We start from the raw sequence: 22,082 nt of genomic DNA on the forward strand, positions 1-22,082 counted from the left end.
CGTGAAGCTGGATTCGATGTACCAGGAAGTCATCCTGGACCACTACAAGCACCCGCACGGGCGCGGTCTGCGGGATGGCGACGCCGAGGTGCACCACGTCAACCCGACGTGCGGCGACGAGATCACGCTGCGCGTGAAGTACGACGGCACGACGATCAGTGACGTCTCGTACGAGGGCCAGGGCTGCTCGATCAGCCAGGCCTCGGCCTCCGTGCTGAACGACCTGCTCGTCGGCAAGGAGCTCGCCGAGGCCCAGAAGATCCAGGAGACCTTCCTGGTGCTGATGCAGTCCAAGGGCCGTGTCGAGCCGGACGACGCGATGGAGGAGGTCCTGGAGGACGCGGTCGCGTTCGCCGGGGTCTCCAAGTACCCCGCCCGTGTGAAGTGCGCGCTGCTGAGCTGGATGGCGTGGAAGGACGCGACGGCCCAGGCTCTGGGCGAGGCCGAAGCCGAAGCCGAAAGGAAGACCGCATGAGCGAGACCATTGAGATCAAACCGGCCTCGGAGGAAGAGGTCCGCGAGGCGCTGTACGACGTCGTCGACCCGGAACTGGGCATCGACGTCGTCAACCTCGGGCTGATCTACGGCATCCACATCGACGACGCGAACATCGCGACGATCGACATGACCCTGACGTCGGCGGCCTGTCCGCTGACGGATGTCATCGAGGACCAGGCCAAGTCCGCGACGGACGGCATCGTCAACGAGCTCCGCATCAACTGGGTGTGGATGCCGCCGTGGGGCCCCGACAAGATCACGGACGACGGCCGCGACCAGCTTCGGGCGCTCGGCTTCAACGTCTGAGTTCGTTCGGCTGTATTCGTCTGAGTTCCGCGTGTACGTGTGTGGCCCCCGGCATCGAGCCGGGGGCCACATTTGTCTGGTAGCTCAGCCCAGGCCCTTGACCAGCCGGAACGCTGAGTCGGCCCGGTAGAGGTTGCTGTTCTGGAACGGGTCCAGACGGAGCTGGAAGTTGCGGTGCCGTACGAAGCGGCCGGGGTAGTTGACCGCCTCCAGCATGATGGCGCCGGAGAACGCCGAGGGGCGGGGGCAGAACGTGGCGTCCTTCTCGAAGAGCGAGGAACCGTTGTCGAGTTCGGCGCGCAGCTGGAAGTCCTTGTGGCGCAGGTAGCGCCCGTCGGTGACGTAGAAGGAGTGGCAGTCGGCGTCGGCGAGGCCGGGGACCAGCTTGAAGGTGGCGTCCTGCCTCGTCCCGGACGAGCTGCCGGCGCTCATCGGGTCGAGGCGTACGGTGTCGCCGCCGAGGTGCCAGAAGCGGCCGGGGTAGTTGACCGCCTGGACGGACTTCATCGACGAGGAGGACGAGGGCGGCTTCGTGGGCGGCTTCTCGGAGGAGGCGGGCTTCGACGGCCGAGGGGCCGGGTCGGGCTCCGGGTCGCCCTGCTGTGCCTCGGGCGAGGAGGAACCGTCCGGGGTGGCGTCGGAGGACTCCGGGGAGGCCAGTCCGCTCTTCCCGGTGGGCGGCGCGGCCGGGGGCGGGTCGGGCAGGACCGGCTCGTTCGCGGCGGAGGTGGTGTTCTCCGTGCGGTCCTTCGAGCCGCTGTCCGTACCGTTCTCCAGTAAAGAGACCGCCGTCACGGTGGCGGTGAGGACCGACAGGAGGAGCGCTCCGGCCAGCCAGAGCCTGCGCGTCCCCGGTATCCGGGACTCGTCCAGGGCTTCGCCGGTTTCCCACACCTTCGGAGGGTGTGCGGACGGGTCGGGCGCCGACCCGGGATTTCGTTCTGACATGTGCGGTCCCCCAGCGTCGCCGGAGGCGCACGCGGATCGGTCATGTGCTGCGGCACATCGGTGGGTCATGTGTGTGGGCACAGCAGGAGCGGAGGTCGCGGACACACGGGACGGCTGTGGCCGGGGGATCCGCGTGTGCGACGGGTGAAACATTAGTGGACCATGTGGTCTGCGAGTAGACGTTTCTGAGAGCGGTTTCATCCTGGAACTCAAGACCGTTGTCGGCCACTTGGAGACGATCTTGGAACTCGGGCCCCGAGCAAGGTGGTTCAAGGGTCAATAAGTGGAGCTCAGGGCCCGAGTGGGGACTTACGGCGTCGCGAATGCCGACAGGCCTGCGGCGATCTTCTCGCGGGAGCCGTCATTCTGGACCGGGGCCGCCGTGAGCACGTCCAGGTGCTGGTAGCCGGGCAGGACCACCGGGTTCTCGTCCGCCGGGATGTGGTCCGCCAGGATGCCGTCGCCCGCGAGGAAGGTGATCCTGGGGTTCGCGGTCAGGCCGTCGGGGTGCACCATGTGCTTCGCGATCTGCGGGTCCTTCACCAGTTGGATGTCCGTCACCAGCTTGGTGGGGAAGTAGTCCTCGGTGAAGTCCAGCGGATGCTCGGAGAGGCTGCGGGCCAACTCGTCGATGTCCGAGACCTCCTTGGCGGCCGTGGTGAACGGCGTGCCGTCGGCGGAGCGGTACACCGGGTCGTCGGCGGCGCCCACCCGGTCGAAGTTGCGCCAGGTGTAGAGGGGGCCGTTCGGTTCGTCCGGGATCGCCTTGAGTTCCGTACCGCCCAAGGCCGGTGAGCCCTCGGCGTCGTTCGGGAAGGGGAAGTTCTTGTCGACGACGCGGCCGCGGTCCGGGCTGTCGTAGAAACCCACGCTGGTCTGGATGAAGGCCAGTGAGGCCGAGTTGTCGTCCATGAAGGTGCCCAGGACCGCCTCGTTGGTGAGCCGGAAGTCGCGGAGGGTGGGCTTGCCCGCGAGGAACACGTCCGTGTTCTTGGAGAACAGCGTGCGGACCGTCGTCTCGATGTTGGAACTGGTGGGCAGTTCGTCCGGGATCGTGGCCTCGGCGTCCGGTGCCTCGGCGGCGGCCAGGCCGTTGATCGACAGGAGGTTCATCGTCTCCGGGTTGATCACCGCGGGGAGTGCGAGGAAGCGGGGGAGGGTGTTCGTGCGCAGGCCGGCCTGTACGGCGGCGTACCCGATGCCGGTGTCCGGGACGAGTCCGTCCAGCGGTCCCTGGGAGCCGGACGTGTTGCCGTTCAGGTCGTCGAGTGACGTGGAGATCGTCGTGTCCAGCGCGAAGTAGCCGCCGCACTGGTTGAAGCCCGCGTCGGCCGTCGTCGCCTTGTTCCCGTCGAAGTCCCAGGTGGCGAAGACGCCGGTGAGGACACCGCCGAGCGAGTGCCCGCCGCACAGCACCTTCTCCTTGCGCAGCTTCTGGTCGGGCAGTTCGGCGGCCAGCAGGTCGTACTGGTCCCGGACCGTCTGCTCCAGGCCGACCTCGGCGAGCCAGCCCACCTGATCACTCGTCAGGAAGCCGTCGAAGGCGCGCCCGTCGACCTTCTTGCCCTCGTAGTAGTAGTCAACGGCCTTGTTCGCGTTGCCCGTTGCGATTCCCGCGTTGTCCTCAAGGCAGTTGGAGCGGCGGTCCAGCGCCCAGAACTCGATGTGCTCGCCCTTCTCGGCCGCCGCCTTCACCGTGTTGCGGGCCACGCTGTCGAAGGCGCCCGCGCCCTCCAGGATGCCGGGCTGGGCGACCAGGATCCGGTCCGCGTCGGCGGACTTCGACGGCCCGGCCGAGGAGCGGTACCGCAGATACGACAGCCGGTCGCAGCGCGCCGGGCGGCTGCCGGCGGAGGCGGGCAGCGGGATCCGTACCGAGACCGAGGTCTCGGTGATGCCCTTGACCGGGGAGGCCGAGGACACCGGGGTCTCGGTGCGGCCCTGTGTTCCGTCGGCCGAGGGTGTCGGTGCTCCGTCGGCCGAAGGCGCCATGGTCAGCGCGGCCGCGGTGAGCGCTCCGGCGGCCAGCGCGCGCGGCCACCGGCCGCGGCGGCGGGGGACTCCTGTGCTCATGATCTCTCCATTGAGACGGGGGCGGCGGTTCGGAGTGCCGCACTGTACCCAGCGGTAACTTCCTTGGGCCATAAGGAAAATGAGCAAACCGGGGCGCTGTCCTGCGCACATCCGGACAGTGGGTTGTCCGGGGCCGGAACGCGAGGGAGGACTGTGGCGTATGGCCGTTTCCCTGTACCAAGTCCTCGTCGACGCGCACGATCTGCCGTCGCTCGCCCGCTTCTGGTGTCAAGTCCTCGACTGGCGCGTGCTGTTCGAGGCCGAGGCCGAGATCGTCATCGGGGCCGGCCCGCAAGCCCTGCCCGGCATCTGCTTCGCGCCGGTCGGCGAGCGCAAGACGCTCAAGAACCGGCTGCAAATTGACCTCACCCCGGACGGCCAGGCCGTCGAAGTCGAACGAAGCGAGGTGGGCCCCCCGACCGGAGGCTGGGGGAGGATCCTCGCGCTCGGAGCACGAAGGGTGGACGTCGGTCAGGGCGAGGACGCCACCTGGGTCACTCTGGCTGACCCCAACACTTCTGACTACCGGTTCTGAGCGTATCGGCTGGTCAGGCAACACAGAAGCCCCGCACGGCACTTGGGCCGCACGGGGCGTTTTCATGTGCGCGGGTGGGGCTTGTCCTGCGAGGACCTCAGGGCATCAGCTCTCATCTGTCTCCAGACAGGTAGGGCACGTGGCTGCTCGCTGCCACTCGGTGACCCTGCCGGTAGCGCCGCATACTGGGTTTCCCTCGCTGAGCTTGTGAACGGTCAGCACGTCGTCCCCGACCGTGCCCGTGAGTTCGCCAGTGGGCGCCAGGAGGTCTCGGTCATCGGTCATGGTCACTGGCTGGTCTCCCTGGTCGCGTTGCGGAGGTCGTTCGGGTGGCCGGAGAAGGTGTGCGTGTGCGTGTCGATCACGACTCGGCGGGCCATTGCGGCACTGTTCGTCGTGATGGCGGCAGTCAGGCTTGTGCGTAGCCGGGCGCACACCGGGCACCTGTCGGGGTCTACGCGGTCGGCGCGAGGGGTTCTCAGGTCTGCGCCCAAGAGCAACAGCGGCGGTTCGCTCACTTGTTGCTCACCCCCTGGTGCCGGGGGCATGGGAGCGGGCAGGGAGGGGAGTTGGGGCCGAGGAGATAGACGACCCCGGACTCTGTGTCGAGCGCCCCGCCGTACTCCGTCCACCAGCCCTCAGTCGAACCCGTATACGGCCCGGCAGGATCATTTACGAGACTGACCAGCTCAGGGGCAGGTAACGCGCTCACGCGGACGCGGGCCCGCTTCACGGGGGCGGTCACTGGGGGCACTCCAGGTGCCGGTACCGAACGGCCGGACCGCGTGAGGCTTGCCGAAGCTCAACCCGGCGGCAGGGTTCAAGCGACTTGATCCGCTGTGTGCAGTCGGGGCACGTCTCCCCTGAGGGCGCATAGGTCGTGTACTCACCCTGTCTCGCGTCGGTGTCAGCCTCTGCGCGCTGGGGACTTCCGAGAAGTCTGGTTGTAGCTTTGGGCACTGCCGTCAACCTCCTACCGGTTGGTGACCACGCCCCCGGACGTTCGCCGCGTCGCGGGGGTCTGACCGTTCGGCACGTGGGTCGCGCCGTCTGAAGAGCTTCAGCCGGACAGGACACCTCCGGGAACCACGAACGGGGAACCCCGCAAGCCCATTTGGGGAACCCCGTTCCAACTCGTTTGGGGTTCCCCTCTGAAGTCCTGGGGCTACGCTGGACGTAGATCACTTCAGTTCCCGTTAGGCGGCTACATGGATGACCGTGCGGCTCAGCGGAGCGGATATCCGCTGACGATCCCTGACGCGCTCCTCAACAGCGATGCCATGCGGCAATCTTGTGCCGCCCGGAACTTCCAAGAGATCTTCCGTCTCGTAAATCGCCGTACTGGCTCAAGTCACGCTGTGATGGCGGCGGCCATCGGAAAGATGACCAGTTCTAGGGTCAGCGACATCATTCGTGGTGTCAGGGGAATCCGGGGGTCTGAAGTCATTGAGCGCGTTGCCGATGGGTTTGGCATCCCCGGGGGCATGCTTGGCTTAGCGGTGCGCCCGTGGGAAAGCAGCGGAAATCAAACACAGTCGAGCGGTGAGATTGCGGTTGACTCCCAGGGGAAAGCGCAACAGAGGGAGGCGCCATCCGTAGACCGGCGCGCTTTTGTCTCCACGACTGCCGCCGCGCTGTCAGTGGCTGCGACGCAGATGAATCGCGGCCAGCGCGTCATTCAGGCTCTCGAAGTAATGGGAAATGACAGCACGAGCGTGTTCCCTGAGATTCTGGGTGAGCTAATCGATCACTACACCTTGACGATTTGCTCTATGCCTCCGGCTGATGTGTACGACGAACTGCTTACCGTCAGGACGTATGCAAGCCGTTTTCTCGACGCTGCTATGCCTGACGGGCGCCGCAGGGAAATAACGCTATCTATTGGTTGGCTCTCTTGCCTGTTGGGTATCGCTGCGTGCGATATGGGGGTGCATGCGGCATCTCATATCTGGTGCAGTGACGCCGAGCGGCGAAGTCAAGAAGTAGGACATCCGGAACTGTCGGGATGGGCTGTTCTGACGAAGTCGCTGATCGCTTTCTATCAAGGACGACCGCATCATTCCGTGGCGCTGGCCTCTCAAGGGCAAGCTGTCACAGCGGCGGGCACTCTGGTACATGCGAAGCTTGCCACACAGGAAATGCGGGCAGCAGCAATGGCGGGCGACGCCGATCGCACGGAAACGGCAAGGCGCTACGCCTCAAAAGAAATGGCCGGACTACCTTCCGATGCGAAGGTCACGGGAGCTTTTTCGATTTCCTTGGGAGAAGATCCTCCATATACAGCAACGTCCTTGATGCTGCTGGGGCGCCATGAAGATGCAGTGTCCGCGACGAACCGTGTGATTCAAACGCTCTACAGCCCAGAGGCGCGGCAGCGCGGTGAGCATCCGTCCAGCTATGCCCGTGCCCTGCTGATCCTGGGACTTGCCCAAGCGGGAGCCGGAAACCTGGACGAAGCTGTGTCCGCAGGGCATGCCGCTCTTGCAGGGAGCCGACCGGCATGGCCGACGGTAACGCTCGCTGGAAAACTCAACCGTGTTCTTGAACGCAACTTCACTAACGCTCTTCAGGTGGAAGAATATCGAACAATATACCTGGAAGTGACTAGCCAATTGACCGGACACAAAATCTAACCATCCACTCACTCGGAAGGGCGCAATGAGCGGCGAGGAGCTTAGCGCGGAACAGATCCGCGAAATCGTTGGTTTCGTCGACATTGAGGCACCGCCGCCTCAGGACGAACCGACCGCTCACTTCATCTTCGGAACGAACCAAGGCCAGCCGGCTGAAATCGCAGCAGAGCAATACAATAAGGGGCTAGCGCCGCTAATCATTGTAAGCGGGGGAGTCAATCGGCACACCGGCATTATAGAAGCACATGAGTTCCGCAAGCTCCTCGTCGAGCGCGGCGTTCCTGACTCTGCCATCCGTTGCGAGGATCAGGCTGCCAACACGTGGCAGAATGTAGAACTCTCTCTTCCCTATTTGCGAGAAGCCGTGGAATCCGGTTTGAAAGTTACGGCTATCAGCAAGTGGTACCACCGCCGCACTCTTCACTGTCTGGCAACTCTAGCCCCGGAAATCGACTCCTTTTACGCCTTCTCTTGGGAGCCAATCTATGCGGGCAAGGTGGTCAGTCGAATCGATTGGCCCTACATTCCGGATGGTAAGCGCCGAGTGATCCGAGAATGGGAAGAAGTACCCCGGCGAGTTACAGAGGGAAGCTTCAAAAACGTGAACCTTGTTGATGGTATTTGGCGAAGCTGATTTAAGTCGCACCCGCCCACCGGATCTGACAGCCGTATGGCTGGGCGTGTAATTCTTTTCCAGTTGCAGGACTGTACGGGCGTGCCGAAATACTCCGTGCCGCTCGCTGACAGCCTGGAAACGCGAAGATCCCCGCACCGGACCAACGAAGGTCAGATATGGGGCTCTTGTTGTGAGGTGAATTAGTCCCACACGTCCGACTCGATGTCGTCGAAATTAGGTGCGGTGATTGCAGTTCGCGCGCTCGGCGAGAGCCCGAACTCTCGGATGTACCGGGCGAGTTGGGTCCGGTGCTGCGCCGCGATGGTGGCCGCACCATTCTGCACAGTGCCACGCTCGGCGGTCACCATGAGCCCGCGCTCTGAAAGGTCCCGCTCCGCCTGGTCGATGCGGGCGACGCACACGCACAGGTCTCTCACGGTGGCGTGGTCCACCTCGCCGATACCTGCGGAGACTTCCAGCACGGGCACCACGCGGCGCCATTCCTCGGACGCGACTTCCCGACATCGGGCGTTCACCACTTCAACAACGGGATCGGGTGAGGCTTTGAATACCTCGCTCCAATCCGGCTCGGCGAGGATCGCGCGCGGCACGATCACACCTTCTTTGATTGCGGTCTTTGAAGGGTTGCCCTCGCGTGCTCTCTGGACGGCGGATTTTGGTCTGTATCTATCGGCCATACATTCTCACTTCCTGATGGCTGCTCTCTTCCGGGGCTTCCAAAGTCTCCTGCTGCCCCGGCGCGAGTTTTTTGCCTCCCTGTCGTTCTTTTGCGGGAGGGCGAGGGGGTCCCCGCCTGGTCGGCTACGACCGGCGAGGCTTCACGCGCTCGGCAGCCCAACCGCCGGCTGGTGCTTCGCGGTCTCCTTGTTGTGGCACGACGTGCACAGCGGACGGAGCCGAGACCAGGCGTCCGGATCACTCACACCCCGAGCAACGAGAGTGCGGCGAGACTCGGGGAAGTGGTCGGCAACTGTCGCGGTCTTGCTGCACAGCACGCACCACGGATGCGTTCCCACTTGACCCCGTATCCCTCCCTTGGTCGTGGTCGTCCCGCGCTGCTGCTCGGCTTCCTTGGCGTGCTTGGGGCAGCGTCCGCCCGTGGTCGGTTCCGGGCAGCCGGGTACCGAGCAAGGGGGGCGGGGTCTACAGGGCACGGGGGCACCTCCACCCGGGGCGGGCCGCCAATGTGGGACCGATGTGGGACTGATGTGGGGTTGACATGCGGCCCAACATGGGCGGGCCGCCAATGTTGGGCCGATGTGGGACCGATGTGGGATTGATTTGAGGTTGACATGCGGCCCAACATTTGCAGGTACCCCACAGCGGAGGCTGACGCCCGTTTAAAAGTGGGCACGAAATGGGACCCGGTCTGGCGTGGCAATGCCGCCGCACGTGCGGCTGAATGAGGGGCATGCATCGAACGACAGACAACGACCAACGCCCCGAACTCGAACTCCGCTTCCGTGGACTGCACGTGACGCTTCAGCACGTGCCCGGATGGCTGGTGGCAGCCCTCGCCACGACCACGGGAAGCGGACTTGCCGCGTGGCTCACGTCCCGGTGATTCACTTCGGATCGGGCGCTCTGTTCGTTTTTGATCATCTGAACGCCCCGGTAGCTGCGGAATTTGACGTACCGCCCGAGACGCGGTGTCCTGCGTCCATGACCAGGAACACGAGTGGCAGCGGCGCTGCCTCCACCCCCGCCAGTGACATCGAACTCGGTTGTGGCAAGGCTTACTTGCGGATGGGTAACGTCACGGAGCGAGTCCAACTGGTGCTTGCTGCAACCCTCTTTGTTGCCGTCCTCGGGGTATTGGTCATCAACGGATTGGTGGCGGCGCGAACCCCTCGCCCTTGACGGTTGCAGGGGTAGCCGGGTACCGAGCACGGGGGGCGGGGCTTGCGGGGCATGTGGAACCACCTCCAGCGAGGGCCCAGGCCAGCAACCTGAACATAAAGACGAGATAAGAGGTGCAGTCACTGCGCGTAAAACCCCTTACGCGTTCCTTATGCCGTTGCCGGGCAAGCTAGGACCGATGCCGCCGGGCACCGCCGATGTAGAGGGGACTCGATGGAGCACCAGACCACCCGCCAACAGCAGCAAATACCAGCCTTTGAACTCAGGGTGGGAGGGCTGCACTTGACGATCCAGCGAGTCCCCGGATGGCTGGTGGCAGCTCTCGCCACGACCACGGGAAGCGGGCTTGCAGCGTGGCTTACGACTCGGTGATGGTCCCTGCCGAGAAGTCCTCATCGGTCTTGGCCAAGTGGCAGTCACGGCAGAGTGGTTGAACGTTCCCGTCTGTGTCCTCGCCACCGAGGGTGAGCGGCTGCACGTGGTCCACGTCCACCACGTCCGCGAGGACGAGCGACCCGCACCGGGCGCACCGGGCACCACCACGGGCACCGACCAGAGCACGGAGCCGAGCGGCACCCGAGAACACCCGGACCAGCACCGCACGGCGGACGCGCCGAGCACGTACCGAAGCACGCCGTTCGTAGACCTGGTAGTGACCCTCGCAGTGGCCCCGGTGAGTGGCGGGCTCGGTGCAGTCAATACACCGCATGCTCACCCCCTGGCCGTCGTCCTGGTGCTCGTCGTTGCGTGCCCACCCCCGGACTCGAACCGGGGAACTCTGCGGCCGATATCCCCGAGTCGGGGCCGGTACCGCGCACCTCTACCGTTGGGTCAGTGAGTCTTTCCCGGTAAGTGCCCCTCGCTCGCTGTGATCGCGAAGCTGACGCGGGGGCCCGTGCGGTCCCCAAGTCCGGGCAGGCGTAAGGCCCCTGGTAGGAACGATCTTGCGACGGATTGTTCTGACCGAGGGGCCTCACGTGTCGATCAGTGTCACATACACCGCCGTGCTCGATGTGAAGCGGTCCACCGCCGAGCACCTGGCCCGGCTGCTGCGTGATCACCGCACCGTGGCCGGAACCCGCAAGGGCAGACGTGTGTTGGGCTGCTTTCCGCAGGCGGTGTTCATCCTGCGCTGGTTCCCCGACGGCACCCGGCTTTCCCAACTTGCCTGCGACAACGGCCTGTCGGCCTCCACCGCCTACCGGTTCCTCGGGCATCGGGGCGGGCATCTAGCCGTGCGGCGGACGCGAGCCGCGCCACCGCAACGGCATCTTGCGAATGGCAGCCATGGCCCCGGTGACCCGGTCCTTGATGCTCTGCGACTCCACCTGAGTGGCGAAAGCCAACATCAACATCATGAGTTCGGGCATGGGGTCCATGGGGTTGCGGAAGTCGAACACCAGCCGACCCCCGCCGATGCCCTCGGCAAAGACCAGCATCTTGCGGTGCTCGCGCGCCCACTTCGCGAGTTCGTGCATGTGGCTCATGGACCGGATGGCACGGTCGAAACGCCACCACACAAGTGCGTCGAAGTCGTCGGGACGGGCGAACCATCCGCCGAGTTGCGGACGGTCGAAGGGGCCGAACGCGGACGCGCTCACGTCCAGGTCGACGGCTTCGCGGAGCGCGTCACCCTCGCCGAAGTCGATTCCGAGGGTTGCCGCCGCGATGTCGTCGGCTTCGCGCTGCCGCTCGGGGCTGGTCGTCTCGTCAGTGAGAACAGAGAGCCGGACGCACCGCACGCCCCGAAGGGTCTCGGTGTAGACCGTCCCGGCTAGGGGGTTGCGAGTGGTCGTCATCCCCTCGGTAGGGACGGACGCGTTCCCGCTACCGGGCTTGACCAGGACCGATGCCACCATGCCGACACTCCAGAACCGCTAGAACGGAGTGTTGGGAGATCCCGAGGGCAACGAGTTCTGTGTGCTGCGGCCGAAGGAGACGCTCCTCGACTGAGTCGCGGCCTCGCTGTGTACGGTCGTACGCATCGATGCGTACACTCGTACACATGGGATATCTGCTGCTCACCGGAGCCATCGCCGCCGAGGTGGCCGCCACGACCGCGATGAAGTACAGCGAGGGCTTCAGTAAGCTGTGGCCCTCGCTGGTGACCGGTCTCGGATACCTCGTCGCCTTCGCGCTGCTCGCGCAGACGCTGAAGACCGTGCAGGTCGGGACGGCGTACGCGATCTGGGCCGGGGTCGGCACCGCGGCCATCGCGGCCATCGGGGCGGTCTTTCTCGGGGAGGGGCTGGGTGTCGCGAAGCTGGCCGGGATCATGCTGATCATCGGCGGGGTCGTGCTGCTCAACCTGGGCGGGGCGCACTGATGGAGCACCGCACAGAGGAGGACGGCCGATGGTCCGGCGTTACGACCCCGAGCGGCGGCAGCGGATCATCGACGCGGCGATCCGGGTGGTGGCCGCCAAGGGCATCGGCGGGCTGAGCCATCGCTCGGTCGCGGCCGAGGCGGATGTGCCGCTGGGCTCGACGACGTACCACTTCAAGACCCTCGACGAGCTGATGGTCGCCGCGCTGCGCCAGGCCAACCAGGGCTTCGCCAAGGCCGTCGCCGCACGCAGCGCCCTCGACGACAGCCGGACCGACCTCGCCGGTGAACTCGCCGGCCTGATCGGCGAGTGGCTCGCGGGCGACCGTACGGGGGTGGAGCTGGAGTACGAGCTCTACCTCGCGGCTCTCCGGCGCCCGGCCCTGCGCCCCGTCGCCGCCGAGTGCGGCCTCGACTTCGCCGAGCAGCTCGGCCGCCGTACCGACCCGGTCACCGCGCGGGCGCTCGTCGCGCTGGTGGACGGGATCTGTCTGCAGGTCCTGCTGACCGGGACGGAGTACGACGAGGAGTACGCGCGCGAGGTGCTGGCACGGGTGATTCCCTGAACCGTCCGCTCATCACTCGCTGCTCGTCGCTCGCCGCGGCTGGTTCCGCCTCCGGTGGCTGCTCTCCGCCCGCTGTCCGCGAACCGTGAACTTTCTGTGAGCCTGCGGGGAACAGGGGTGGAAGGCTCGGCAGGACGCAGCAGGGGGAGGACTCGTGAGCGGACCACCGCCACCGGAGGCAGAGGTGCACGACGACGCTGACGTCGTCGCCCAGTCGCTGGAGCAACCGGAGCTGTTCGCCCGGCTCTACGACCGGTACGCACCCGACATCCACCGGTATGTCACCCGGCGCCTGGGGGACGGCGCGGCCGACGACATCACCGCGGACACCTTCCTCACGGCGTTCCGCATCCGTGGGCGCTACGACACGACGCGCGACAACGCGCGCCCCTGGCTGTACGGCATCGCGGGCAACCTCATCGGCAAGCAGCGCCGCGCCGAGGTACGGGCGCTCAAGGCGCTGGCCCGCACCGGGCACGATCCCGTCGCCGCCTCCTGGGTCGAGGAGACCGAGACCCGGGTCGCCGCGCAGGCACCGCTCGCCGGCGCCCTGGCCGCGCTGCCGGCCGGTGACCGGCACGTACTGCTGCTCGTCGCCTGGGCCGACCTCAGCTACCAGGAGGTCGCCCAGGCGCTGGACATCCCGATCGGGACGGTCCGCTCCCGGCTCAGCAGGGCCCGGCGCAAAGTGCGTACGTCGCTGGGCGCCGACCCCGCGTTCGTGCCCGACACCCAGGAGGTGATCTGACGTGGACGAGATGACCCAGGTGCGGGACTTCCGCGCGGACGCGCCCGCTCCCGACCGGGCGCGGCTCGCTCCGGGGCGGACCCGGCTCACGGAGGCTGCGCAAGGACAGGGCCGGACCCGCCGGCTGCGCGCCGACTGGCGGCTCGCCGCGGTCGGAGCGGCCGTCGCCGTCACGGCCGCCGCGCTGCTCGTCGCCGGCACGGTCGGTGGCGACGGCTCGCCGGACAGGGTGACTCCGGGCACCTCGCAGACAGCGCTGGGCGACGCGGCGGAGGTCCTCGGCCGGGCCGCGGACACCGTCGAGCGGTACGACCCGGTCAGCGCGCCCGGCACCGGCCAATGGATCTACGAGAAGACGATGTCCCAGTCGAGCGGCGGCTGGCCCGGCGGCTCGAAGGAGCCCCCGCGGACCGACGAGGAATGGATGAAGTACGCGGACCCGCGCTTCGAGAACTGGAAGGAGGGCGACGACCACTCGCCCCGGGAGCGGTTCCGGTTCATCCAGCAGCTGCCGGACGACCCGGCGGAGCTGCTGAAGAAGGCGCGCGAGTTCTACCCGTCCGGCGAGGGGGAGAACGAGCCGCGGGCCCAGCACGACTTCCGGGCCCTGAGCGTGCTCCTCGACACGTACCCCATGCCACCGGAGGGACTCGCCAAGGTGTACCGGGCGCTCGCCACGGTGCCGGGTGTGGACGTCGGCGACCGGCTGGTCCAGGACGTCGCCGGACGTGACGCCATCGCGGTGTACCTGGACGTGAACGCCCGGGCGAACCAGCGCCCCGAGATCCTCATCGACCCGAGCACCTATGAGCTCGTGGGGCAGCGCTGGGTCGTCCTGCGCGACTACGAGGAGCAGTACCCCGACGGCGAGACCCCGCCCCGGCCGTGGAAGGCGGGGGACATCGTCGACCAGAGCGCCCGGCTCGAAACGGCCGTCGTCGACGCCAAGGGGGAGCGGCCCTGAGTCGGTGGCGGTAGTCCTGAGTCGGTGGCCGTGGGACACGGGGGTGCCCACGGCCGCCGGTGCGCCCGGCACCTGAGACGCCGGGCGCACCGGTTGGCCCGGGCGGGCCTCGCCAAGTTAGGTTTCCCTCATGACCGACACGACTGCTACACGCACCACCGGCGCCGTCGCCGCCGGGCTCGCCACGCTCGCCGCCGACGGCACTGTTCTCGACACCTGGTTCCCCGCGCCCGGCCTGGCCGACGCGCCCGGCCCGGCCGGTACCGAGCGGCTGTCCGCCGAGCGCGCGGTGGAACTGCTCGGCGAGGGAGCCGCGAAAGCGATCGGCCCGGACGCCCGCCGTGGCGTCGAGGTGGTCGCGGTCCGCACGGTCATCGCCTCGCTCGACGAGAAGCCGATCGACGCGCACGACGTGTACCTGCGCCTGCACCTGCTCTCGCACCGTCTGGTGAAGCCGCACGAGCAGAGCCTCGACGGCATGTTCGCGCACCTCGCCAACGTCGCCTGGACCTCGCTCGGCCCGGTGGCCGTGGACGACGTGGAGAAGGTCCGCCTGAACGCCCGCGCCGAGGGCCTGCACCTGGCCGTGACGTCCATCGACAAGTTCCCGCGCATGACGGACTACGTGGCGCCGAAGGGCGTCCGGATCGCCGACGCCGACCGCGTGCGCCTCGGCGCGCACCTCGCCGAGGGCACCACGGTCATGCACGAGGGCTTCGTGAACTTCAACGCCGGCACGCTCGGCACGTCCATGGTCGAGGGCCGCATCTCGGCCGGCGTCGTGGTCGGCGACGGCTCGGACATCGGCGGCGGCGCGTCCACCATGGGCACGCTGTCCGGTGGCGGCAACGTCCGCATCACCATCGGTGAGCGGTGCCTGGTCGGTGCGGAGGCGGGCGTCGGGATCGCCCTCGGTGACGAGTGTGTGGTCGAGGCCGGGCTGTACGTCACCGCCGGGACCCGGGTCACGATGCCCGACGGGCAGATCGTCAAGGCGCGGGAGCTTTCCGGGGCGTCCAACATCCTGTTCCGTCGTAACTCGGTCACCGGCACGGTTGAGGCGCGGCCGAACAATGCGGTGTGGGGTGGCCTCAATGAGGTCCTCCACAGCCACAACTGAGCCACGCGGTTGTATGAAGCGAGCGCCCTCCCGCTGCTGTGGGAGGGCGCTCGCTCGTGTGTTCGCTGCGGGTGCGTGGGGGCTGGTCGCCCAGTTCCCCGCGCCCCTGAAAGGCGGGGCTGAGCCCCTGCCTTTCGTCTTTGGGGTGCGAGGAACCACCGGGCCGCAAGAACTCCTCGCGCCACCCGGCATAGCGGAGGTCGGTCGGAGTCGTCCATAGGGGTGGGAGCGGGGAAGGGCCCGCCGGGGAAGAGAAGGTGACGATGGATGCCCAAGGGCACGAGCGGTTCCGGGAGTTCGTGGAGAACCGGTCGTCGGCGTTGCTGAAGACGGCGGTGCTGCTCAGCGGCGGCGACCGGCACGCCGCCGAGGACCTGCTGCAGAACGCGCTGATCAAGGCCGCAGGACGCTGGCAGCGGATCGACGAGCCGGAGGCGTACGTACGGCAGATCCTGTACCGGCAGCAGGTGAGCCGGTGGCGGCTGAAGTGGCGCCGGCGGGAGCTGACGGTAGCCGAGCCGCCCGACGGGACCGCAGGGTCCGGGGGCAGCGGAGGGAACGACGCCTCCTCCGCGACCGAGTTGCGGATCGTGATGCGGGGAGCGCTGGCGCGGCTGACCGCGCGGCAGCGGACCGTCCTCGTGCTGCGCTACTTCGAGGACCTGCCGGAGGCCGACGTGGCCCGCATCCTCGGCTGCTCGGTCGGGACCGTGCGGTCCACCACGCACCGCTCGCTCGCCAAACTGCGCGCCCTCGCGCCGGAGCTGGCCGCGCTCGGCCCCGCCGACGGCGAAGAGACCCCTTCCCGTGACTTCTCGCCCGTGGAGGTACGCCCGTGAACATGGATCAGCTGGTGCGTGACGCCCTGCACGAGCAGGCCGCGGAGGAGGCCACGAGCACGCCGCCCGACTTCGCGGGCCGCGTCCTCGCCGTCCGGCGGCGCCGCCGGACCCGTACGATCGCCGGTGCCGCGGTCGCCATGGTGGTCGCGATCGCCGTCGGGGTGGCGGTGCCGATGCTGGACGCCGGCACGGACGAGCCGCGGCTCGCGAGCGAGATGAACAAGAGCGACATCATCGCCCACCCGGACCAGACACCGCCGCGCGACCTGATCGCGGCGGGGAACACCGCGCTGGCCGCGTACTTCACCCGGAGCACCGTCAAGGAGACGGACGACCGCGCCGTCTCGACCCGTACCTACCGGCTCCTCGACCAGGAGACCGGCAAGTACGTGAAGAGCACCAAGTGGTCCTTCCTCGACGTCGCTCCCGGCATGCGGACTGCCGCCGTCCTGGAGAAGGACCTCCCGGCGAAGCGGATCGGCCTGCTCGACCTGCTCACCGGCAAGGTCGTGCGCTGGATCCCGGTCGACCGGGGCGTGGCCGGGGTCGAGTTCTCGCCCGACGGCGGCAAGCTCGTCGCGACGACGTACAGCAAGAACCCCGACCTGCTGTACAAGCAGGACTACGACCTCGACGGCGACGGCAAGAAGAACGACTGGGACAGGCAGTTCGGAGAGTCCGACCGGACCGGCTTCTACGTCATCGACGTGGACTCGGGCAAGGGCTCCTGGAGCGAGGTCACGTACAGCGGCGACGATCTCAACGTCCGCCAGGACTTCTCCTTCAGCCATGACGGCAAGCTCGTCTACTCGGGGCTCACCTCGGAGCCCCACCAGCAGTACTACGACCTTGAGGGCAAGGAGGTCCCCACGCCCTCGAACGAGAAGTACCTGCACTGGTTCGTCGAGGCGGGGCTGTCTCCGGACGGCAAGCTCGCCGCGGGCGACTTCGCGGGCGGTGCCAAGACGACCGCCTCCGAGATCAACGACCCCTACACCGGCAAGCGGCTCCACAAGGTGCACGGTCAGCAGTTGCTCGCCTGGGTCGACAACAAGCGGCTCATCGCCTGGGACATCACGCCGGGCTCGAACGAGTTCCACAACCGGCTCGTGCTCATCACGATCGGCAGCGACAAGGTGGTTCCGCTGAGCGGTTTCCGCAAGGGGAACGACGGCGCGGCCGGGCGCTGGGATCCGGTCTTCGCCGAACGCTGATCAGACGGCGGACAGTTCCTCGTACGCCGCCAGCAGCCCGTCGGTCGCCTCGCGTCCGGCGGGCCGCAGCGGTGCCCTGACCGGTCCTGACGGCAGGCCGAGGGCGCCCAGCAGGGCCTTCGCCGTCACCGTGCCGGGCAGACCGGAGGCCATCATCAACTCCGTGAGCGGGATGGTGAGTTGCTGGAGCCGGGCAGCCTCGCCGGTGTTCCCGGCGTCGAACGCGTCGATGACGGACCGGAAGTGACGAGGCGTCACATTCGCCACCGTGCTGATGTATCCGGCACCGCCGATCGCGTACTGCGCGAGCACGTACTCGTCGCAGCCCGTGTAGTAGGCCAAGTCCGTCTGCCCGATGACCTTCTGTGTACCGAGCAGGTCGTACGCGCAGTCCTTCACCGCCACGATCCGCGGATGCTCCGCGAGCCGCAGCATCGTCTCGGGCTCGATGCGGGTGCCGGTGCGGCCCGGGATGTCGTACAGCGTGAGCGGCAGCCCGGAGGCGTCCGCGATCGCCAGGAAGTGCGCCTCGACGGCATCCTGCGGGGGGCGGCTGTAGTACGGCGTGACGACCAACAGGCCGTCCGCGCCCGCCTTTTCGGCCTCCAGCGCGAGCGCGGCGGTGTGCCGGGTGTCGGCGGTCCCGATACCCGCCACGACCGCGGCACGGTCCCCGACCGCCTCGGCCACCGCCCGCACGAGCGCCGACTTCTCGGCGTCCGTCGTGGTCGGCGACTCCCCGGTCGTCCCGGACAGCACGAGCCCGTCACAGCCCTCGGCGACCAGCCGCTCGGCCAGGAGCTGCGCGCCGTCCAGGTCGAGCAGCCCCTCGTCGGTGAAGGGGGTGACCATCGCGCAGAGGGCGCGGCCGAAGGGGGCGGGGCGGGTACGGGGTGAGACGGCTGATGGAGTCATGAGGGTAGTCTCGGCACCCCGACCTGGAAGCTCTACTTAATTCTTCTACGATGTATTGATAAGGATCGCTACCGTATTGTCCTCTGGGGGCGCTCTAGGCACTCGCCCGCGTTTGAGTCACCATGGCGAGGACGGTAGTCGGTGATCGGTCACGGGAGGCGTTATGAAGCTGGGCAGGGCGCTCGCCACCGGAGTCGCGGAGGAGCAGCCGCAGGTGACGGAGGAAGAACTTCAACTTCCCCAGGGCATCGAGGAGTTGGAGCCGGTGGTCGCAGAGGCTGCCGAAGAGGTTCCGGCCGCGCGATGAGGATGCGGCTCCCCGAGGAACGTCCGGCGGAGCCGCCGACCGGATACAAGATCGCTCACCCGATGCTGTCCCAGGACGGCACCCGGGCCGGGTTCACCGGTGTGTCGCTGGGCGGCGCGCTGCCGTACGGCGTGCTCGACGAGGCGCGCTGCGTCTACGGCCTGCGGCACCGGGCGCCGCACCGCCGCTGCGACTGCGGCTTCCACTGCGTGCACGACCGTACGGCGGCCGAGGCGATGCTGTGCACCGCTGAGCACCGGGCCGCCGTACTCCTGGAGGTGACGGTCCTCGGCGGGTACATCCGCTTCGAACTCGGCTTCCGGTACGCGCGGCAGCGGGTGCGTATCGCCACGGTCGGGCCCTGCGCGTGCGGCGCGGTGGCCGTTGCGCTTGCCGACGCGGGATGGGGCAGACCCGGCTGGCGGGGCCTGGCGGCCACCTGTGCCGGATGCGTACGCGGTCGTACGGCCGTGTCCCTGGCGACCTTCGCGCGGCTGGGCGGCGAAGGGCTGCGGGTGCGGGCCGGCGGCGGTGTGCTCCCGGCCGCCGGTACCGAGCTGCCCGAGGGGCTCGGGGTGTCCGAACTCGTCGCCGAGGCGGCTCTGCTCCAGGCCCGGCTCGACTGGTTCCAGAGCCAGCTGGCGCAGCTCGGCGAGCGCGGCTCCGGGCAGGGGTAGCGGCCCCGCGGCAGGGTACCCGGGCATCCCGAGACGAAAGGAGGCGGGATGCCGTGACCGGGACCACGGACCGGCGGCCGGACGAACGTCACTCGGTGGGTGAACTCGTCGGGCAGGCCACCGAACAGCTCTCCGAACTCGTACGCCAGGAAGTGCGGCTCGCGAAGGAGGAGTTGGCGCAGAAGGGGCGGCGCGCCGGACGCGGCGGCGGGCTGCTCGGCGCGGCCGGCGCCGTCGCGTATGTGGGGCTGATGGCCCTGTCCGCGACCGCCGCCGCCGCACTCTCCCTCGTGCTGTCCGTGTGGGCGTCGGCACTCATCGTCACGGCCGTGCTCTTCGCGGTCGCGGGTGTGCTGGCCAGGACCGGCCGTGCCCAGCTCGGCCGTGCCGCCCCGCCCATGCCCGAGCAGGCGCTCGACAGCGTCCGGGCCGACGTCGGCGAGATCAAGGAAAGGGCGCATCGATGAAGGACAGGAAGGGCGAGGAGGCCCCCGGTTCCACCGCCGAGGCGGCGGGCGGGGCCAAGGGGCCGGAGGAGTTGCGGCGGCAGATCGAGGAGACTCGGGGACAACTCGGCGACACCGTCGAGGAGTTGGCCGCGAAGGCCGATGTGAAGGCCCGCGCGCGGGCCCGGCGCACCGAGCTGAAGGGAAAGGCTTCCGAAGCCGGGCACCTGGTCCAGGGCAAGGCCTCCGAGGCCGGACACGTCGTGCAGGACAAGGCCGTGCAGGCCGGGCATGTCGTGCAGAGCAAGGCCACGCACGCCGGGCATGTCGTCCAGGACCGGATGCCTCAGCCCGTGCGTACCGCCGCGACCGTGGTGGTTCAGGCCGGGCTGCGGCACCCCAGGCCCGTGCTGATCGCCGGGGCCGGGGCACTGGTCGCGGCGGGGATGATGCGCCGTCGGCACAACGGGCACCGCTGAACCGTTGACACGTGAACCGTTGACACGCTGAAACCGCGGCGGGGCCGGTCAGCCGGCCCCGCCGCTCGTTGCGACTCGTTGCGACTCGATGTGATCAGTCGGCCCCGCCGCCCGCCGGGTGGTCCCGCGTCCATGAGGTGCGGAGGCGGGCGGGCCATTTCCGGATGTCCCGGGGCTCCACATACGGTTCCTCGGTCGCCGGGAGCCCGTCCGTGATCGCCCGCTCGCGGGCGAGCTCCGCGTCGAACTCCAGGCCGAGCAGGATCGCCAGGTTGGTGAGCCAGAGCCACACCAGGAAGATGACGGCGCCCGCCAGCGTTCCGTACGTCTTGTTGTACGAGCCGAAGTTGGCGGCGTACACCGCGAACCCCGCCGAGGCCAGCAGCCAGATCAGCGCGGCGAGCAGACTGCCGGGGCTCACCCAGCGGAAGCCGCGGCCGCGGACGTTGGGGGCGGCCCAGTACAGCAGGGCGATCATCAGGACCACCAGCAGGACCAGGACGGGCCACTTGGCGATGTTCCACGCCGTGATCGCGGCGTCGCCCAGGCCGATCGCCGTGCCCGCGCGCTCGGCCAGCGGGCCCGTGAACACCACGATCAGCGCGCTCGCGGCGAGCATCAGCATGAGGACGACCGTCAGGACGAGCCGCAGCGGAGTGAGCTTCCAGACCGGGCGGCCCTCCGGGAGGTCGTACACGGCGTTCGAGGTGCGGATGAACGCCGCGACATAGCTTGAGGCGGACCAGACGGCCGCGAGGAGGCCGACGATCGCCAGTATCCCGCCCGCGCCCCCGCTGTCGCTCAGCTGGACCACCGCGTCGCGCAGGATGTCCCGGGCCGGACCCGGCGCGAGGTCCTCGACGTTGTCGAGCAGCCGGTCCGTGACGCTGTCGCCGACCACGCCGAGGAGGGACACCAGGACCAGGATCGCGGGGAACAGCGACAGGACGCCGTAATACGTCAACGCGGCGGCACGGTCGGGGAGTTCGTCGTCCTGGAACTCCTTCACCGTGCGCCGCACCACGGCCCACCACGAGCGCTTGGGCAACTCGGCGGGACTGTCCTTTTCCGAGAGAGGCCGGTTCAGCGGCCGGTTCTCTTCCATGACCTGGCGAGTCTCCCGGAATGCGGGAGTGAACCTCCCGGGGGAGAGGGGGCGCGCTTCACGGCTTGACCTGAAGTTTGGTTGAGGTCGGAGAGTGGGGGTGGCAGACGCCGAGCAGCGAGCACTGGAGTGGAGTCCGTGATGACCCGTCGTACCGATGCGCACCCCGAGATGACCCGTCCCGAGGTGGGAGCCCCGTTCTTCAGTACCTGGCGGGTGGGGACACCCGAACGGCAGCGGGCGACGGTCGAGGCGATCGCCGCCACCTGGGAGAGCAGGCCGTGGCCGGCTGAGGGGCTGCTCGGCTACTACGTCTGCACCGGGGACGACGGTACGACCCTGCTGCACCACTCCCAGTGGAGGAGCGAGCACGACTACGAGGCGTTCGTGAAGGTCCACCGGCAGGAGCGGGTGGACGAGATCGACGTGGCCGTGCCCGGGATTGAACGGCTGGAGCTCGGCCGGTACCGGCACTACCGCAGTGGCGTCCGGGAGGCGGAGACCCGGGTACCGGGGTGCCTGGTGATCGTCGAGATCGAGTTCGAAGGACCGGACCCCGAGCGGCAACGAGCCTGGGTGGACGCGGTGTTCGAGGCGCTGGAGAGCGATCCGAATCCCCGCCCGGGCGGGATCTCCGCCCACTTCCACCTGAGCACCGACGGCACGAAGGTCCTCAACTACGCCGAGTGGGAGAGCGCCCAGGCGCACATCGACGCGCTGGCCGCGCCGGGCGCAGGGGTCGGGTCGAACTCGCCGCAGTGGGAGCGGGTACAGACGTATCCCGGGCTGAAGCGGTCCACGGTCAGCCGGTACTCGTACGCCCTGGGCCTCGTCCCCGAGTGAGCCCGGCCCCCTGCCCATGGGGGCGGGCGGACTCGGCGTAC

At 68.1% G+C, this 22,082-nt stretch carries 24 protein-coding genes and 2 pseudogenes; 19 read left to right on the plus strand and 7 right to left on the minus strand.

Annotation, left to right across the window (positions count from 1 at the left end; all coding sequences use genetic code 11):
• The first annotated feature begins 1 nt into the window (after position 1).
• Positions 2-475, plus strand: coding sequence for a Fe-S cluster assembly sulfur transfer protein SufU (gene sufU / locus AB0I18_RS17915; protein ID WP_363106442.1), 474 nt, complete (start codon positions 2-4; stop codon positions 473-475).
• Positions 472-804, plus strand: a complete 333-nt coding sequence (locus AB0I18_RS17920) for a metal-sulfur cluster assembly factor (RefSeq protein ID WP_363106443.1) — start codon at positions 472-474, stop codon at positions 802-804. Before sufU ends, AB0I18_RS17920 begins: the two co-directional genes overlap by 4 nt.
• An 84-nt stretch (positions 805-888) precedes the next feature.
• On the opposite strand, the gene AB0I18_RS17925 is transcribed toward AB0I18_RS17920, so the two are convergent.
• Both AB0I18_RS17925 and AB0I18_RS17930 read right to left on the minus strand, forming a co-directional pair.
• Positions 889-1,698, minus strand: coding sequence for an AbfB domain-containing protein (locus AB0I18_RS17925; RefSeq protein WP_363106444.1), 810 nt, complete (start codon positions 1,696-1,698; stop codon positions 889-891).
• 363 nt (positions 1,699-2,061) lie between these two features.
• Entirely contained in the window at positions 2,062-3,825 is a 1,764-nt protein-coding gene (locus AB0I18_RS17930) for a hypothetical protein (RefSeq protein WP_363106445.1), read from the minus strand.
• Between the two features lie 160 nt (positions 3,826-3,985).
• On the opposite strand from AB0I18_RS17930, the gene AB0I18_RS17935 reads away from it, so the two are divergent.
• The 3 genes from AB0I18_RS17935 to AB0I18_RS17945 all read left to right on the plus strand — a co-directional run bounded on the left by AB0I18_RS17935 (position 3,986) and on the right by AB0I18_RS17945 (position 7,627).
• Positions 3,986-4,360 carry a VOC family protein gene (locus tag AB0I18_RS17935; RefSeq protein WP_363106446.1) on the plus strand — a complete coding sequence of 125 codons (375 nt, stop codon included), beginning with the start codon at positions 3,986-3,988 and terminating at the stop codon, positions 4,358-4,360.
• 1,208 nt (positions 4,361-5,568) lie between these two features.
• The gene (locus AB0I18_RS17940; protein WP_363106447.1) at positions 5,569-6,993 is read left to right on the plus strand and encodes a hypothetical protein; all 1,425 of its coding nucleotides are present in this window, start codon (positions 5,569-5,571) and stop codon (positions 6,991-6,993) included.
• Positions 6,994-7,018: 25 nt separating this feature from the next.
• Complete coding sequence (locus tag AB0I18_RS17945) at positions 7,019-7,627, plus strand: YdcF family protein (protein WP_363106448.1); 609 nt, start codon at positions 7,019-7,021, stop codon at positions 7,625-7,627.
• 182 nt (positions 7,628-7,809) lie between these two features.
• Here AB0I18_RS17945 and AB0I18_RS17950 read toward each other — a convergent pair whose 3' ends face one another.
• Positions 7,810-8,307, minus strand: coding sequence for a phage terminase small subunit P27 family (locus AB0I18_RS17950; protein ID WP_363106449.1), 498 nt, complete (start codon positions 8,305-8,307; stop codon positions 7,810-7,812).
• A 734-nt stretch (positions 8,308-9,041) separates the two neighbouring features.
• On the opposite strand from AB0I18_RS17950, the gene AB0I18_RS17955 reads away from it, so the two are divergent.
• Positions 9,042-9,194, plus strand: a complete 153-nt coding sequence (locus AB0I18_RS17955) for a hypothetical protein (protein ID WP_363106450.1) — start codon at positions 9,042-9,044, stop codon at positions 9,192-9,194.
• A 654-nt stretch (positions 9,195-9,848) separates the two neighbouring features.
• Here the strand turns inward: AB0I18_RS17955 and AB0I18_RS17960 are convergent.
• On the minus strand, positions 9,849-10,199 hold the full coding sequence (locus AB0I18_RS17960; protein ID WP_363106451.1) for an HNH endonuclease signature motif containing protein: 351 nt from the start codon (positions 10,197-10,199) through the stop codon (positions 9,849-9,851).
• Positions 10,200-10,467: 268 nt separating this feature from the next.
• On the opposite strand from AB0I18_RS17960, the pseudogene AB0I18_RS17965 reads away from it, so the two are divergent.
• Positions 10,468-10,713, plus strand: a pseudogene (locus AB0I18_RS17965) (IS5/IS1182 family transposase); the annotation flags it as partial.
• Positions 10,714-10,722: 9 nt separating this feature from the next.
• Here the strand turns inward: AB0I18_RS17965 and AB0I18_RS17970 are convergent.
• Positions 10,723-11,289: pseudogene (locus AB0I18_RS17970) on the minus strand (recombinase family protein); the annotation flags it as partial.
• Between the two features lie 206 nt (positions 11,290-11,495).
• Between AB0I18_RS17970 and AB0I18_RS17975 the strand changes: the two are divergent.
• The 7 genes from AB0I18_RS17975 to AB0I18_RS18005 all read left to right on the plus strand — a co-directional run bounded on the left by AB0I18_RS17975 (position 11,496) and on the right by AB0I18_RS18005 (position 17,269).
• A complete protein-coding gene (locus AB0I18_RS17975) occupies positions 11,496-11,816 on the plus strand; it encodes a multidrug efflux SMR transporter (RefSeq protein ID WP_363106452.1) in 321 nt (106 codons plus the stop codon).
• A 28-nt stretch (positions 11,817-11,844) separates the two neighbouring features.
• A complete protein-coding gene (locus AB0I18_RS17980) occupies positions 11,845-12,381 on the plus strand; it encodes a TetR family transcriptional regulator (RefSeq protein ID WP_363106453.1) in 537 nt (178 codons plus the stop codon).
• A gap of 154 nt (positions 12,382-12,535) precedes the next feature.
• Positions 12,536-13,129: a sigma-70 family RNA polymerase sigma factor gene (locus AB0I18_RS17985; RefSeq protein ID WP_363106454.1), complete on the plus strand. Its 594-nt coding sequence runs from the start codon at positions 12,536-12,538 to the stop codon at positions 13,127-13,129.
• A 10-nt stretch (positions 13,130-13,139) separates the two neighbouring features.
• Complete coding sequence (locus tag AB0I18_RS17990) at positions 13,140-14,093, plus strand: CU044_5270 family protein (RefSeq protein ID WP_363106469.1); 954 nt, start codon at positions 13,140-13,142, stop codon at positions 14,091-14,093.
• A 130-nt stretch (positions 14,094-14,223) separates the two neighbouring features.
• Positions 14,224-15,213 (plus strand): 2,3,4,5-tetrahydropyridine-2,6-dicarboxylate N-succinyltransferase, encoded by a 990-nt coding sequence (gene dapD, locus AB0I18_RS17995; protein ID WP_363106455.1) that lies wholly within the window; start codon positions 14,224-14,226, stop codon positions 15,211-15,213.
• A gap of 263 nt (positions 15,214-15,476) precedes the next feature.
• The gene (locus tag AB0I18_RS18000; protein WP_363106456.1) at positions 15,477-16,052 is read left to right on the plus strand and encodes a SigE family RNA polymerase sigma factor; all 576 of its coding nucleotides are present in this window, start codon (positions 15,477-15,479) and stop codon (positions 16,050-16,052) included.
• Positions 16,049-17,269 (plus strand): WD40 repeat domain-containing protein, encoded by a 1,221-nt coding sequence (locus AB0I18_RS18005; RefSeq protein ID WP_363106457.1) that lies wholly within the window; start codon positions 16,049-16,051, stop codon positions 17,267-17,269. The genes AB0I18_RS18000 and AB0I18_RS18005 overlap by 4 nt, the downstream gene beginning before the upstream one ends.
• Here AB0I18_RS18005 and dapA read toward each other — a convergent pair whose 3' ends face one another.
• A complete protein-coding gene (gene dapA / locus AB0I18_RS18010) occupies positions 17,270-18,184 on the minus strand; it encodes a 4-hydroxy-tetrahydrodipicolinate synthase (RefSeq protein WP_363106458.1) in 915 nt (304 codons plus the stop codon). It abuts the gene before it with no gap.
• 163 nt (positions 18,185-18,347) lie between these two features.
• Between dapA and AB0I18_RS18015 the strand changes: the two genes are divergently transcribed.
• Genes AB0I18_RS18015 through AB0I18_RS18030 form a run of 4 tightly spaced genes read left to right on the plus strand, consistent with a single transcriptional unit; the run spans position 18,348 to position 20,093 of the window.
• Positions 18,348-18,491, plus strand: a complete 144-nt coding sequence (locus AB0I18_RS18015; RefSeq protein WP_363106459.1) for a hypothetical protein — start codon at positions 18,348-18,350, stop codon at positions 18,489-18,491.
• Entirely contained in the window at positions 18,488-19,168 is a 681-nt protein-coding gene (locus AB0I18_RS18020; RefSeq protein WP_363106460.1) for a hypothetical protein, read from the plus strand. Before AB0I18_RS18015 ends, AB0I18_RS18020 begins: the two co-directional genes overlap by 4 nt.
• A 53-nt stretch (positions 19,169-19,221) precedes the next feature.
• Complete coding sequence (locus tag AB0I18_RS18025) at positions 19,222-19,635, plus strand: phage holin family protein (protein ID WP_363106461.1); 414 nt, start codon at positions 19,222-19,224, stop codon at positions 19,633-19,635.
• Positions 19,632-20,093: a DUF3618 domain-containing protein gene (locus AB0I18_RS18030; protein ID WP_363106462.1), complete on the plus strand. Its 462-nt coding sequence runs from the start codon at positions 19,632-19,634 to the stop codon at positions 20,091-20,093. The genes AB0I18_RS18025 and AB0I18_RS18030 overlap by 4 nt, the downstream gene beginning before the upstream one ends.
• A 94-nt stretch (positions 20,094-20,187) precedes the next feature.
• Here the strand turns inward: AB0I18_RS18030 and AB0I18_RS18035 are convergent, their stop codons facing one another.
• The gene (locus AB0I18_RS18035; protein ID WP_363106463.1) at positions 20,188-21,198 is read right to left on the minus strand and encodes a YihY/virulence factor BrkB family protein; all 1,011 of its coding nucleotides are present in this window, start codon (positions 21,196-21,198) and stop codon (positions 20,188-20,190) included.
• 141 nt (positions 21,199-21,339) lie between these two features.
• Here AB0I18_RS18035 and AB0I18_RS18040 point away from each other — a divergent pair, with 141 nt between their 5' ends.
• Positions 21,340-22,041: an antibiotic biosynthesis monooxygenase gene (locus AB0I18_RS18040; protein WP_363106464.1), complete on the plus strand. Its 702-nt coding sequence runs from the start codon at positions 21,340-21,342 to the stop codon at positions 22,039-22,041.
• Positions 22,042-22,082 lie beyond the last annotated feature (41 nt).

The organism is Streptomyces sp. NPDC050704 (assembly GCF_040654355.1).
Taxonomy (GTDB): Bacteria; Actinomycetota; Actinomycetes; order Streptomycetales; family Streptomycetaceae; genus Streptomyces.

What these genes read in the sequence shown, in the direction of transcription:
- AB0I18_RS17920 (WP_363106443.1), top strand. Translation starts at nt 472, where the DNA reads ATGAGCGAGACCATTGAGATCAAACCGGCCTCGGAGGAAGAGGTCCGC.
- AB0I18_RS17930 (WP_363106445.1), bottom strand. Translation starts at nt 3,825, where the DNA reads ATGAGCACAGGAGTCCCCCGCCGCCGCGGCCGGTGGCCGCGCGCGCTG.
- AB0I18_RS17935 (WP_363106446.1), top strand. Translation starts at nt 3,986, where the DNA reads ATGGCCGTTTCCCTGTACCAAGTCCTCGTCGACGCGCACGATCTGCCG.
- AB0I18_RS17940 (WP_363106447.1), top strand. Translation starts at nt 5,569, where the DNA reads ATGGATGACCGTGCGGCTCAGCGGAGCGGATATCCGCTGACGATCCCT.
- AB0I18_RS17945 (WP_363106448.1), top strand. Translation starts at nt 7,019, where the DNA reads ATGAGCGGCGAGGAGCTTAGCGCGGAACAGATCCGCGAAATCGTTGGT.
- AB0I18_RS17950 (WP_363106449.1), bottom strand. Translation starts at nt 8,307, where the DNA reads ATGGCCGATAGATACAGACCAAAATCCGCCGTCCAGAGAGCACGCGAG.
- AB0I18_RS17955 (WP_363106450.1), top strand. Translation starts at nt 9,042, where the DNA reads ATGCATCGAACGACAGACAACGACCAACGCCCCGAACTCGAACTCCGC.
- AB0I18_RS17960 (WP_363106451.1), bottom strand. Translation starts at nt 10,199, where the DNA reads ATGCGGTGTATTGACTGCACCGAGCCCGCCACTCACCGGGGCCACTGC.
- AB0I18_RS17975 (WP_363106452.1), top strand. Translation starts at nt 11,496, where the DNA reads ATGGGATATCTGCTGCTCACCGGAGCCATCGCCGCCGAGGTGGCCGCC.
- AB0I18_RS17980 (WP_363106453.1), top strand. Translation starts at nt 11,845, where the DNA reads ATGGTCCGGCGTTACGACCCCGAGCGGCGGCAGCGGATCATCGACGCG.
- AB0I18_RS17990 (WP_363106469.1), top strand. Translation starts at nt 13,140, where the DNA reads ATGACCCAGGTGCGGGACTTCCGCGCGGACGCGCCCGCTCCCGACCGG.
- dapD (WP_363106455.1), top strand. Translation starts at nt 14,224, where the DNA reads ATGACCGACACGACTGCTACACGCACCACCGGCGCCGTCGCCGCCGGG.
- AB0I18_RS18000 (WP_363106456.1), top strand. Translation starts at nt 15,477, where the DNA reads ATGGATGCCCAAGGGCACGAGCGGTTCCGGGAGTTCGTGGAGAACCGG.
- dapA (WP_363106458.1), bottom strand. Translation starts at nt 18,184, where the DNA reads ATGACTCCATCAGCCGTCTCACCCCGTACCCGCCCCGCCCCCTTCGGC.
- AB0I18_RS18015 (WP_363106459.1), top strand. Translation starts at nt 18,348, where the DNA reads ATGAAGCTGGGCAGGGCGCTCGCCACCGGAGTCGCGGAGGAGCAGCCG.
- AB0I18_RS18020 (WP_363106460.1), top strand. Translation starts at nt 18,488, where the DNA reads ATGAGGATGCGGCTCCCCGAGGAACGTCCGGCGGAGCCGCCGACCGGA.
- AB0I18_RS18030 (WP_363106462.1), top strand. Translation starts at nt 19,632, where the DNA reads ATGAAGGACAGGAAGGGCGAGGAGGCCCCCGGTTCCACCGCCGAGGCG.
- AB0I18_RS18035 (WP_363106463.1), bottom strand. Translation starts at nt 21,198, where the DNA reads ATGGAAGAGAACCGGCCGCTGAACCGGCCTCTCTCGGAAAAGGACAGT.
- AB0I18_RS18040 (WP_363106464.1), top strand. Translation starts at nt 21,340, where the DNA reads ATGACCCGTCGTACCGATGCGCACCCCGAGATGACCCGTCCCGAGGTG.